Annotated in this window: 11 protein-coding genes; 5 read left to right on the top strand and 6 right to left on the bottom strand. The window is 72.7% G+C overall.

Going from position 1 to position 11,586, the window contains the following annotated elements; translation table 11 throughout:
• Positions 1-126 precede the first annotated feature (126 nt).
• Genes ABZV31_RS03285 through ABZV31_RS03265 form a run of 5 tightly spaced genes read left to right on the top strand, consistent with a single transcriptional unit; the run spans position 127 to position 5,804 of the window.
• The gene (locus tag ABZV31_RS03285; RefSeq protein WP_355887356.1) at positions 127-1,284 is read left to right on the top strand and encodes an ADP-ribosylglycohydrolase family protein; all 1,158 of its coding nucleotides are present in this window, start codon (positions 127-129) and stop codon (positions 1,282-1,284) included.
• Positions 1,272-2,639, top strand: coding sequence for an ADP-ribosylglycohydrolase family protein (locus ABZV31_RS03280; protein ID WP_355887353.1), 1,368 nt, complete (start codon positions 1,272-1,274; stop codon positions 2,637-2,639). Before ABZV31_RS03285 ends, ABZV31_RS03280 begins: the two co-directional genes overlap by 13 nt.
• Complete coding sequence (gene rbsK / locus ABZV31_RS03275; protein WP_355887350.1) at positions 2,636-3,529, top strand: ribokinase; 894 nt, start codon at positions 2,636-2,638, stop codon at positions 3,527-3,529. Before ABZV31_RS03280 ends, rbsK begins: the two co-directional genes overlap by 4 nt.
• Positions 3,526-4,950, top strand: a complete 1,425-nt coding sequence (locus tag ABZV31_RS03270; protein WP_355887347.1) for a CoA transferase — start codon at positions 3,526-3,528, stop codon at positions 4,948-4,950. Before rbsK ends, ABZV31_RS03270 begins: the two co-directional genes overlap by 4 nt.
• Complete coding sequence (locus ABZV31_RS03265) at positions 4,947-5,804, top strand: CoA ester lyase (protein WP_355887344.1); 858 nt, start codon at positions 4,947-4,949, stop codon at positions 5,802-5,804. The genes ABZV31_RS03270 and ABZV31_RS03265 overlap by 4 nt, the downstream gene beginning before the upstream one ends.
• A 102-nt stretch (positions 5,805-5,906) precedes the next feature.
• On the opposite strand, the gene lgt is transcribed toward ABZV31_RS03265, so the two are convergent.
• From lgt to trpC, 6 genes are all read right to left on the bottom strand, one after another.
• Positions 5,907-6,851 (bottom strand): prolipoprotein diacylglyceryl transferase, encoded by a 945-nt coding sequence (gene lgt / locus ABZV31_RS03260; RefSeq protein WP_355887342.1) that lies wholly within the window; start codon positions 6,849-6,851, stop codon positions 5,907-5,909.
• A gap of 135 nt (positions 6,852-6,986) precedes the next feature.
• On the bottom strand, positions 6,987-7,760 hold the full coding sequence (locus ABZV31_RS03255; RefSeq protein ID WP_355887339.1) for a thioredoxin domain-containing protein: 774 nt from the start codon (positions 7,758-7,760) through the stop codon (positions 6,987-6,989).
• Between the two features lie 97 nt (positions 7,761-7,857).
• Positions 7,858-8,676: a tryptophan synthase subunit alpha gene (gene trpA, locus ABZV31_RS03250; protein WP_355887337.1), complete on the bottom strand. Its 819-nt coding sequence runs from the start codon at positions 8,674-8,676 to the stop codon at positions 7,858-7,860.
• Positions 8,673-9,959, bottom strand: coding sequence for a tryptophan synthase subunit beta (gene trpB / locus ABZV31_RS03245; protein ID WP_355887334.1), 1,287 nt, complete (start codon positions 9,957-9,959; stop codon positions 8,673-8,675). The genes trpA and trpB overlap by 4 nt, the downstream gene beginning before the upstream one ends.
• A gap of 413 nt (positions 9,960-10,372) precedes the next feature.
• A complete protein-coding gene (locus ABZV31_RS03240) occupies positions 10,373-10,570 on the bottom strand; it encodes a hypothetical protein (protein WP_355887332.1) in 198 nt (65 codons plus the stop codon).
• Between the two features lie 47 nt (positions 10,571-10,617).
• Positions 10,618-11,427, bottom strand: a complete 810-nt coding sequence (gene trpC, locus ABZV31_RS03235; RefSeq protein WP_355887330.1) for an indole-3-glycerol phosphate synthase TrpC — start codon at positions 11,425-11,427, stop codon at positions 10,618-10,620.
• Positions 11,428-11,586 lie beyond the last annotated feature (159 nt).

Raw genomic sequence — 11,586 nt, 5'->3', positions numbered from 1 at the left:
GAAGCCGAGAGCCACACGGCAAACGGAGCCCAGAGCCACACGGCAAACGGAGACGCGAACCGAGCGGCCGCCGAAGCCGAGAACCGAGCGGCAGTCGGAGCCGAGAGCCTGGCAGCGGGCCGAGCGGTGAGCCGTGGCGCCGGTCTCGACGAGCGGATCGGCGGCGCCCTGGTCGGTGCGGCGGTCGGCGACGCCCTCGGCGGTCCCGTCGAGGGGTACTCCCCCGACCAGATCCTCGAACGCCACGGCGGCCGCGTCCACGGCATCGTCGGCCCCTGGCACGGCGACGCCTGGCGCACCGCCCGCCCGCTCGCCCCGTACCACAAGGGAGACGGCCACGTCACAGACGACACGTTGATGACGCACGCGCTGGTACGGGTGTACGCGCAGGTCCGCGACCACCTGGACGCCTACGCGATTGCCGACCACCTGGTCCCGGACCTGATGACGAACCCGCGCTGGATCCCGGAGCTGGAGGCGGAGGCACTCCCGCTCCACCGGGTCTTCCTGGCGGAGAAGTGGCTGGTGGCGCGGCTGCACTACGGCCACGTGGACCCGCGGGAGGCCGGCGTCGGCAACATCGTCAACTGCGGCGCCGCGATGTACATGGCCCCGGTCGGCCTGGTCAACGCGGCGAACCCGGCGGCCGCGTACGCCGAGGCGCTGGACGTTGCGGGCGCCCACCAGTCGTCGTACGGCCGGGAGGCGGCGGGCGTCCACGCGGCCGGAGTGGCGGCGGCCTGCGCGCCGGGGGCGACACCGGACTCGGTCGTGACGGCCTGCCTGTCACTGGCGAAGGACGGCACGCGGGCGGCGATCGAGAAGGTGTGTGAAGTGGCCGTGCGCCACACGGACTTCGAGTCGGCCCTGGGCCCGCTGCGGAAGGCGGTCGCGCCGTACGACACGGTGGGCCCGGACTACCGGAGCCCTTCGCTCGGCGCCCGCCGCCCGTCCCGCCTGCACGCCATCGAGGAACTGCCCGTCGCGCTGGGCATGCTGCTCGTGTCCCGCGGCGACTACCGCCAAGCGGTGCTGGGTTCGGTCAACTACGGCCGCGACTGCGACTCGATCGCCACGATCGCGGGCGCGCTGGCGGGCGCGCTGGGTTCACCGGTCCCGGCGGACTGGGCGAAGACGGTGGCGGAGGCGAGCCGCCTGGACCTGTGGGAGCCGGCCCGCACGCTGGCCGGGGTGACCCGGGAGATTTTCGAACGGGACGTACGACGGCGACGCGCCCACGAGCAGGCGTTCGCCGAGATCGGAGGTCCGGGATGCTCCGACTGACCTGGATCCAGCCGGAAGACCTCCTGGGGCATGAGCTGCGCCAGGCGGCCCAGGACGGCCGCGAACCCTCGGCGATCGCGGCACGGTGGCGGGCGGCGGGCGGCCCGGAGGCTCCGGCACGAGGCGGCGCCTCCCCTGGACGGGCGTCGCGCTACCTGCGCCTGCTGGCAGAGGACCTGCTGGACGAACTGGCGGAGCTGCCGAGCAGCTGGGCGGATGCGGAGCCGACGGATCTGGAGAAGATCAAGTCGAGCTGCCCTGCGTGGCCCACCCGAACTGCGCCCGCACCCACCTCTTCGCTCCGCTCCCGGCTGGAAGCCGCCTGGCTCGGACGAGCCGTCGGCTGCCTGCTCGGCAAACCCGTCGAGAAGCTCCCCCTGACCGGCATCCGCCATCTCGCCCAGGTCACCGGCAACTGGCCCCTGAACACCTGGTTCACCGCCCGCGGCGTCCCCGAGGACCTGGCCGCGAAACATCCCTGGAACCGCCGCTCCGCCGCCACCTCCCTCGCCGAGAACATCGACGGCATGCCCGAGGACGACGACCTCAACTACCCCCTCGTCAACCTCCTTCTGCTGCAACGCCACGGCAGGACCTTCACCACCACCGACGTGGCCCGCCTCTGGCTGGACGAACTGCCCGCCGGCCGCACCTTCACCGCCGAGCGCGTCGCCTACCGCAACCTCCTCACCGGCATCGAGCCCCCGCACACCGCCCGCCACCGCAACCCCTTCCGTGAATGGATCGGTGCCCTGATCCGCGCCGACATGCACGGCTGGACCAACCCCGGCGATCCGGCGGCCGCCGCCGAACAGGCTTACCGCGACGCCACCCTCACTCACACCGCGAACGGCGTCTACGCGGCGATGTTCGCTGCCGCCGCCATGGCGACCGCGGCCACCGGCACCCACGACGTCCACACCTGCCTGGCCACCGGCCTCACCGTCGTGCCGCCCGGCTCCCGGCTTGCCCGGGCGGTCCGCCACGCCGTCCAACTGGCCCGGTCCCAGGAGGACTTCGCCGCGGTGGTGGACGAACTCCACGCCCGCCACTCCCTTACCCACCACTGGGTCCACGCCATCCCCAACACCGCCCTGACCGCCGCCGCCCTCACCCACGCGAACGGCGACTTCACGGGCTCCATCTGCCGTGCCGTGTCCGGGGGTTGGGACACCGACTCCAACGGCGCCACGGCCGGCAGCATCGCCGCCCTCCTGGCCGGCAGCCCCGCCGCACTCCCCGACCGCTGGACGGCCCCGCTGAAGAACCGGCTGGCCACGTCCGTCGGCGACTTCAACGGCACCGGCTTCGACACCCTGGCCCACCTCACCCAGCTGGAGGCGTCCCGCCCATGACCGACATCGTCGTGCTCGGCAGCACGAACATGGACCTCGTCGCCTACGTCGAGAAGGCCCCGCAGCGCGGAGAGACCGTGACGGGACGGGAGTTCCGCACGATCCCCGGCGGCAAGGGCGCCAACCAGGCGATCGCCGCGGCCCGCGCGGGCGCCACGGTGTCGATGATCGGCGCGGTCGGCAACGACGCCTTCGGTGCCCGCCTGCGCTCCACCCTCGAATCCTCCGGCGTGGACACCGACCACCTGCGCACCGTGGAAAGCCCGTCCGGTACCGCGCACATCGTCGTGGACGACGAGGGCGGCAACGCGATCGTCGTCATCCCGAGCGCCAACGGCACCGTCGACCACCTCGCCCCCCGCGACGAGGGCCTCATCGCCTCCGCCGACGCGCTGCTGCTCCAGCTGGAGATCCCCCTGGACGCGGTCCTCGCGGGCGCCCGGGCGGCCCGCCGCCACGGTGTCCGGACGATTCTCACCCCGGCCCCCGCCCAGCCTCTTCCCACCGAACTCCTCACCGCCGTCGACCTGTTGGTCCCCAACGAGCACGAGGCCGCCACCCTGACCGGCCTCACCGACCCGCACAGCGCGGCCACGGACCTGCTCGACCAGGTGCCGGAGGTCGTCGTCACGCTGGGCGCGGCGGGCAGCCTGTACGCGACCCGTGGCGCCGAACCGGTGACCGTGCCCGCGCCCCGGGTCACCGCCGTGGACTCGACCGGCGCGGGCGACACCTTCGTCGGCGCGCTCGCGGTGGGCCTCGGCGAGGACCGGCCGATGCGTCAGGCGCTGGCCTGGGCGGCCGCGGCGGCCGCGCTGTCGGTGCAGCGGGCCGGGGCGTCGGCGTCGATGCCGTACCGCCCGGAGATCGAGGCGCAGTTCACCTCATGAGCACGCCCCGCCCCACCGCGTCGCAGACCTCCGGATCGCAGTCCGCCGCCGCACCACAGACCACCGCACCACAGACCACCGCGTCACAGACCACCGCGTCACAGACCACCGCGTCACAGACCACCGCGTCACAGACCACCGGATCGCAGACCACCGCGTCGCAGACCACCTCCGCACCAAGGACCACCCAACAGCCCGCCTCCGCCCAACAGCCCGCCTCCGCCCCGCAGCCCGCCTCCGCCCCGCTGGCCGGCGTCCGTGTCCTCGATCTCGCCACCCTCTTCGCCGGACCGATCGCAGCCACCATGCTCGGCGACTTCGGTGCCGAGGTCATCAAGGTCGAGCACCCCACCAAGCCCGACCCCTCCCGCGGCCACGGCCCGTCGAAGAACGGCGTCGGCCTGTGGTGGAAGCTGCTCGGCCGCAACAAGCACACGATCACGCTGGACCTGTCCAAGCCGGGCGGCCGGGCCACCCTGCTACGCCTCGCCGCCACCGCCGACGTGATCGTCGAGAACTTCCGCCCCGGCACCCTGGAGAAGTGGGACCTCGGCTGGCCGGAGCTGTCGGCGGCCAACCCACGCCTGGTCCTCGCCCGGGTCACCGGCTTCGGCCAGTTCGGCCCGTACGCGCGCCGCCCCGGCTTCGGCACCCTCGCCGAGGCGATGAGCGGCTTCGCCGCGATCACCGGGGAACCGGACGCGGCCCCGACGCTCCCGCCGTTCGGGCTGGCCGACTCGATCGCGGGCCTGGCGACGGCGTACGCCGTGATGACCGCGCTCGCCGCACGGGAGCGCACGGGCGAGGGCCAGATCGTCGACATGGCGATCATCGAGCCGATCCTGACGGTCCTCGGCCCGCAGCCGATCTGGTACGACCAGCTCGGACACGTCCAGCCCCGCACCGGCAACCGCACCCAGAACAACGCCCCGCGCAACACCTACCGCACGGCCGACGGCACCTGGGTCGCCGTCTCGACGTCCGCCCAGTCGGTGGCGGAGCGCGTGATGCGCCTGGTGGGCCGCCCGGAGCTGATCGACGAACCGTGGTTCGCGACGGGCGCGGACCGGGCCCGCCACGCCGACGTGCTCGACGAGGCGGTCGGCGGCTGGATCGCCAGGCACACCCGCTCCGAGGTACTGGAAGCCTTCGAGAAGGCGGAGGCGGCGATCGCGCCGATCCAGGACGTACGGGACGTGATGGCCGACCCGCAATACCAGGCCCTCGGCACCATCACCACGCTCCACGACCCGGAACTGGGCCGCCTCCGCATGCAGAACGTCCTCTTCCGCCTCTCCGCCACCCCCGGCGCGATCCGCTGGGCGGGCCGCCCGCACGGCGCGGACACGGACGCGGTCCTGACCGAACTGGGCCTGACCCCGGCCGAGCTGGCCGCGCTGCGCGCGGAGGGCGCCCTGTGACGGCCACCGCCCCCTTCCCCCTCACCTGGCTCTACGCCCCCGGCGACCGCCCGCACGTCGTCGCCAAGGCGCTCGTCTCCGGCGCCGACGTGGTCGTGATCGACCTGGAGGACGCGGTCGCCCCGGACCGCAAGGAGTACGCCCGCGCCGCCACGGCCGAGCTGCTGACCGAACCGCCGCCGGTCCCGGTCCACGTCCGCGTCAACGCCCTGGACGCACCGCTGGCGACCGCGGACCTCGAGGCGGTGGCGGCCCTCCCCGGCCTCGCCGGGCTGCGGCTGCCGAAGGTGACGTCCGCCGAGCAGGTGGTACGGATCGCGGAACGGACGGAGGCCGAGGCGGACACGCCCCCGGCCGACGGAGGGGGGCCGCCGCTGTACGCCCTGCTCGAAACCGCCCTGGCCATCGAGCACGCCTACGCCATCGCCTCCGCGCACGCGTCCCTGCGGGGCATCTCGATCGGCGAGGCGGATCTCCGGGCCGACCTGGGTGTACGGGACGACGCGGGCCTCGACTGGTCGCGCGCCCGTGTCGTGGTCGCCGCACGAGCGGCGGGCCTGCCCCCGCCGGCCCAGTCGGTCCATCCCGACATCCGGGACCTGGAGGGCCTGGCGGCCTCCTGCGCCCACGGCCGCACCCTGGGCTTCCGCGGCCGCGCGGCCATCCACCCCCGCCAGCTCCCGATCATCGAACGCGCCTACCTCCCGACCGACCGGGAGCTCGAAGAGGCCGAGACGATCATCAAGGCGGCCACCACACAGCAGGGCGCCCAGGCCCTCCCGGACGGCCGCTTCATCGACGCGGCGGTGGTGGCAGCGGCCCGGAGGACACTGGCGCTGGCCCGCAGGTGCTGACTTCTTGGGCCGCTGACCACACACGACGAGGGCGCCCGGACCTTCTTCCTGTGCGGCTGCCGCCGCGTGGTCCGGGCGCCCTCGTCGACGTACAACCAGCCGTCAGCTCTTCTTCGCCGACTCGGCCTCGTCCTTCACGTCCGAGGAGTCGGCCTCGGCCTCGGTCTTCACGTCGGCCTCGGCAGGGGACTCGATCTCTCCGCCGGAGGCTCCGTCACCGTCGGTGGGCCCGGCGCCGGGCTCAACCTCGGCTTCCCTACCGGGCCGCTTCTTCGACGACACCACGATGTACGCCACCGCGAGCAGGAACACGATCAGCGCGGTCCAGTCGTTCAGCCGGAGGCCGAGGATGTGGTGGGCGTCGTCGACGCGCATGTACTCGACCCAGCCGCGGCCCACGCAGTACGCGGCGACGTACAGGGCGAACGCCCGGCCGTGGCCCAACTGGAAGCGGCGGTCGGCCCAGATGACCAGGAAGCCGACGCCGATGCACCACAGGGACTCGTACAGGAACGTCGGGTGGTAGTACCCCGGCACCCGGCCGTCCGCCGACGAGGTGATGTGCAGCGCCCAGGGAACGTGCGTCTCCCGCCCGTACAGCTCCTGGTTGAACCAGTTGCCCCAGCGCCCGATGGCCTGCGCGAAGGCGATGCCGGGCGCGACGGCGTCGGCGTACGAGGGCAGGGTGATGCCACGGTGGCGGCAGCCGATCCACGCGCCCACCGCGCCGAGCGAGATCGCGCCCCAGATGCCGAGGCCGCCCTCCCACACCTTGAAGGCGTCCACCCAGTCACGGCCCTCGCTGAAGTACAGCTCGTAGTCCGTGATCACGTGGTAGAGCCGGCCGCCGACCAGGCCGAACGGTACGGCCCAGACCGCGATGTCGGCCACCGTGCCGGCCCGCCCGCCGCGGGCGATCCAGCGCTTGTTGCCGAGCCAGACGGCAACGAAGACACCGATGATGATGCAGAACGCGTAGCCGCGCAGCGGAATGGGGCCGAGGTACAGCACACCGCGCGACGGGCTGGGAATGTAGGCAAGTTCCATGGCAGGGTCGACGCTACCGTAGCCGGACCGGGCCCATGGCAGGCAGCCCGGCTACGGCTCCATAACAGGCGGTGCCCCGCGACGGCACCTCCCCCACTGCCTTGACGGCGTGGGGGGGACCCCCAGCCGCCGCACTCATCCCTTGTCGGCCGCCTCCACCATCTGCTTCAGCTTGGCCGGGGTCATCGTCCGGTCCTGGAGGATGTTTTTGCCGTTCAGCGACACCGACGGGGTGCCGGAGAAGCCGCCGGTCTGGAAGGCCTTCTGGGACTTCTGGACCCAGCTGTCGTGGGTGCCGTCGTTGACGCACTTGCGGAAGGTGGGGGTGTCCAGGCCGTTGGCCTTGCCCGCCAGCTCGATCAGCTTGTCGTTGCTCGCGTAGGTGTCTTCCGTCTCCTTGGGCTGGTTCTCGTACAGCACGTCGTGGTACGCCGCGAACTTGCCGGCGTCCTGGGCGCAGGCCACGGCGTTGGCCGCGCGGAGGGAGCCGCTGCCGCCGAGGTTGCCGTCGATGAGCGTGACGAGGTGGTACTCCACTCTCAGCTTGCCGGAGTCGGTCAGCTCGTGGACCGTCGGGCGGTACGCCGCCTCGAAGGCCTGGCAGGCCGGACAGCGGAAGTCCTCCCACACGGTGAGCGTCGACCTGGCGCCGTCCTTGCCGACCGCGATCGCGAGGCTGTCCTTGCCCTGCGCCCCCGAGGGCGCCACGACCGGGCCCGCGCCGCTGCCCTTGTGCTTGCCGACCTTCGCGGCGACCACACCGATCACCGTCGCCAGACCCAGGACGCAGACGGCGCTTGCGGCGACGATCAGCGTGCGCCGTCGTTTCTCCGCGGCCCGCTGCTTCTCGCGCTCGACCGCCAGCCGCTCCCGGACGGTGCGCTTTCGCTCATGGTTCTTCTCGCTCACACCTCCAGAACGAACCGGGGAGGCGCATTGCGCCTCCCCGGACCCAGGTCCACCCGTTCGAGTGACCGAATTTTCCGTTACGCCCACATGGGCGCCGTTACGCCTGCCCGCGCACGCCCTTCGCCAGCTCGGCCGCGAGGGCGCGGACGGCCTCGAGGCCCGCCGCGTGGTCGGGGGCGTCCAGCATCCGCTTGACGAAGGCCGAGCCGACGATCACGCCGTCGGCGAAGCCGGCGACCTCGGCGGCCTGGGCGCCGTTGGAGACGCCGAGGCCGACACAGACCGGCAGGTCGGTGCCGGAGGCCCGGGTGCGCTGCACCAGGTCCTGGGCCTGCGCGCCGACCGACTCACGGGTACCCGTGACGCCCATCAGCGAGGCGGCGTAGACGAACCCGGAGCCCGCCGCGGTGATCTCGGCGAGCCGCTCGTCCTTGCTGCTCGGCGCCACGACGAAGACCGTCGCGAGGCCATGCTTCTCGGCGTGCTCCCGCCACAGGGCCGATTCCTGGACGGGCAGGTCGGGCAGGATGCATCCGGCGCCGCCCGCCTCCGCGAGCTCGGCGGTGAACCGCTCGACGCCGTAGCGGTCGATCGGGTTCCAGTACGTCATGACGAGCACCGGTCTCCCGGTGGCCTCGTGGGCCTCCCGCACCGTGCGCATCACGTCCGCGATCTTGACACCGCCGCGCAGGGCGATGTCGTCGGCGGTCTGGATGACGGGCCCGTCGAGGACGGGGTCGCTGTGCGGCAGGCCGACCTCCACGATGTCCGCGCCGCCGTCGAAGACCGCCTTGATGGCCTCGATACCGCCGTCCACGGTCGGGAACCCGGCCGGGAGGTAGGCGATGAGCGCGGAGCGCCCCTCGGCCTTGGCGGCGGCGAGGGTGTCGGTCAACAGCCGGATGTTCCCGCTCACTTGGCGTCCCCCTCGATCTCGGCGGCGTCGGTGTCGGCGTCCGCGGCCACGGTGGCGTCGGTGTCGTACAGGCCGAAGTAGCGGGCGGCGGTGTCCATGTCCTTGTCGCCGCGGCCGGAGAGGTTGACCACGATCAGCCCGTCCTTGCCCAGCTCCCGGCCGACCTCCAGGGCGCCGGCCAGCGCGTGGGCGCTCTCGATGGCCGGGATGATGCCCTCGGTCTGCGACAGCAGGCGCAGGGCCTGCATGGCCGCGTCGTCGGTGATCGCGCGGTACTCGCCGCGGCCCGAGTCCTTGAGGTAGGAGTGCTCGGGTCCGATGCCCGGGTAGTCGAGTCCCGCCGAGATCGAGTACGGCTCGGTGATCTGGCCCTCCTCGTCCTGCAGGACGTACGAGCGGGAGCCGTGCAGGATGCCGGGCTCACCGGCGGTCAGGGTCGCCGCGTGCTCGCCGGTCTCGATGCCGTGTCCGGCGGGCTCGCAGCCGATGAGGCGTACGTCCGTGTCCGGGATGAAGGCGTGGAAGAGGCCGATGGCGTTGGAACCGCCGCCGACGCAGGCGACGGCGGCGTCGGGCAGGCGCCCGGCACGCTCCAGGAGCTGGCGGCGCGCCTCGACGCCGATGACGCGGTGGAAGTCGCGGACCATGGCCGGGAAGGGGTGCGGGCCGGCGACGGTACCGAAGAGGTAGTGGGTGTGGTCGACGTTGGCGACCCAGTCGCGGAAGGCCTCGTTGATGGCGTCCTTCAGCGTCCGGCTGCCGGACTTCACGGCGACGACCTCGGCGCCGAGCATGCGCATGCGGGCCACGTTGAGGGCCTGGCGCTTGGTGTCGATCTCGCCCATGTAGATGGTGCACTCGAGGCCGAACAGCGCGCAGGCGGTCGCCGTGGCGACGCCGTGCTGGCCGGCACCGGTCTCCGCGATGACGCGCGTCTTGCCCATCCTCTTGGTGAGCAGGGCCTGGCCGAGCACGTTGTTGATCTTGTGGGAGCCGGTGTGGTTGAGGTCCTCACGCTTGAGGAAGACGCGGGCGCCGCCGGCGTGCTCGGCGAACCGCGGAACCTCCGTGAGGGCGCTGGGCCGGCCGGTGTAGTTGACGAGCAGGTCGTCGAGCTCGCGGGCGAACTCGGGGTCGGCCTTCGCCTTGTCGTACTCGACGGCGACCTCGTCCACGGCGGCGACGAGGGCCTCCGGGATGAACTTGCCGCCGAACGCGCCGAAGTAGCCCTCGGCGCTGGGGACCTGACCCTCCGGGTCGGGGATGAAGAACTCGCTGGGCATGCGGTTACCTCGCAGGGGCGAAGCCCCGGGGTTGTTCTGACAGGGGTCACGTTGGTCGCGTGCGCGCGCTGTCCTCGAGCTTGCTCTCCCGGCCGCCCGCCCCGACTGTCGGAAGGGGCTGGGGAAGAAACCTTCGCCGGGGCGAGAGGAGAGGCCTTCGCAGGGGCAGTCCTCAGCGGCCCGGGCGGCAGGCAGCGGTCCTCGGTGAGGGCGGTCCTGACGGCAGGGAGCGGCCCTCTGTGAGGCGCGGTCCCCGGCAGCCGGGAGCAGCCCTCGGTGGGAGACGACCCTCAGCAACCGCGATTACCGGGATCCGCCCTCGCGGGATCCGACCCTGAGCCGCCAGGGCCGGTCCTCGGCTGAGCGCAAAGACTCCTCGCCAGTGGGGCAGGCCTCTCCCGGGAAGCCGTGGTTCAGCTCACCGCAAGTGACCGGCGCGCACGCGGGCCGCGCCATCGCATCCCGTTCACCTGGCCCGGCTCGTCACCGATGACGTACCGCACCCGCCGCCCGTGCACCCGTCGCGCAGGCGCACGGCAGCCTCGGGGCCGGCACCCGCGGGCGAGGCGGGCGTACGGGTCCCTGGTGGGCACGGTGATCGGGAGCATCATCAGGGCACACTCTACCGACGTACGGCCACTCGTGTGACCGGCACGCGTCAGCCCCGCCCGTGCCGCAGCGCCGGGTGCTCCCCGGCCGCCACCAGGTCGGCGACCGCCGTCTTGGGGTCGCGGCCGGTGACGAGGGACTCGCCGACCAGGACCGCGTCGGCGCCGGCGTTGGCGTAGGCGATGAGGTCGTGCGGGCCGCGGACGCCGGACTCGGCGACCCTGACGATGCCGGCGGGGATCTCCGGTGCGACGCGCTCGAACGTCGAGCGGTCGACCTCGAGGGTCTTCAGGTTGCGCGCGTTGACGCCGATCACCTTGGCGCCCGCGTCCACCGCGCGCTCGACCTCGTCCTCGTCGTGCACCTCGACGAGCGGGGTGAGCCCGATGGACACCGCGCGCTCGATCAGCGACTCCAGCGCGGGCTGGTCGAGGGCCGCGACGATCAGTAGGACGAGGTCGGCGCCGTACGCCCGGGCCTCCCACAGCTGGTACGAGGTGACGACGAAGTCCTTGCGCAGGACCGGGATGTCCACGCGGGCGCGGACCGCCTCCAGGTCCGCGAGCGAGCCGCCGAAGCGGCGCTGCTCGGTGAGGACGGAGATGACGGTTGCGCCGCCCGCTTCGTAGTCCGCGGCAAGCCCGGCCGGGTCCGCGATCGCGGCCAGCGCGCCCTTGGACGGGCTGGAGCGCTTGACCTCGCAGATGACCTTGACGCCGTCGCCGCGCAGCGCGGCCACCCCGTCCTTGGCCGCGGGGGCCTTCGCCGCGCGCTCCTTGAGCTCGTCGAGGCTGACGCGCGCCTGCCGCTCCGCGAGGTCGGCACGGACTCCGTCGATGATCTCGTCGAGCACACTCACGCGAGCGGCCCCCTTCCAGACGGTTGACTGTTCAAGCGGGTCGAGCTGCCGCCGGCGGCCCGCCTCAAGCAGACGAAACCGGTGGTCACTGCGATGGTATCCGGAGCGGGGCGCAGGCCTCGCATCCGGTTGACGGCGGTCCCACTACCTGGACATACG

Source organism: Streptomyces sp. NPDC005202 (genome assembly GCF_040608235.1).
Lineage (GTDB): Bacteria > Actinomycetota > Actinomycetes > Streptomycetales > Streptomycetaceae > Streptomyces.
The sequence above is the reverse complement of the archived record's forward strand: the minus strand, read 5'-3'. Positions and strand labels throughout refer to the sequence as shown.

Bases quoted from the DNA above. Each gene is read 5' to 3' on its own strand.
- ABZV31_RS03270 (WP_355887347.1), top strand. From the start codon at position 3,526: ATGAGCACGCCCCGCCCCACCGCGTCGCAGACCTCCGGATCGCAGTCC.
- rbsK (WP_355887350.1), top strand. From the start codon at position 2,636: ATGACCGACATCGTCGTGCTCGGCAGCACGAACATGGACCTCGTCGCC.
- ABZV31_RS03240 (WP_355887332.1), bottom strand. From the start codon at position 10,570: ATGATGCTCCCGATCACCGTGCCCACCAGGGACCCGTACGCCCGCCTC.
- ABZV31_RS03280 (WP_355887353.1), top strand. From the start codon at position 1,272: ATGCTCCGACTGACCTGGATCCAGCCGGAAGACCTCCTGGGGCATGAG.
- lgt (WP_355887342.1), bottom strand. From the start codon at position 6,851: ATGGAACTTGCCTACATTCCCAGCCCGTCGCGCGGTGTGCTGTACCTC.
- trpB (WP_355887334.1), bottom strand. From the start codon at position 9,959: ATGCCCAGCGAGTTCTTCATCCCCGACCCGGAGGGTCAGGTCCCCAGC.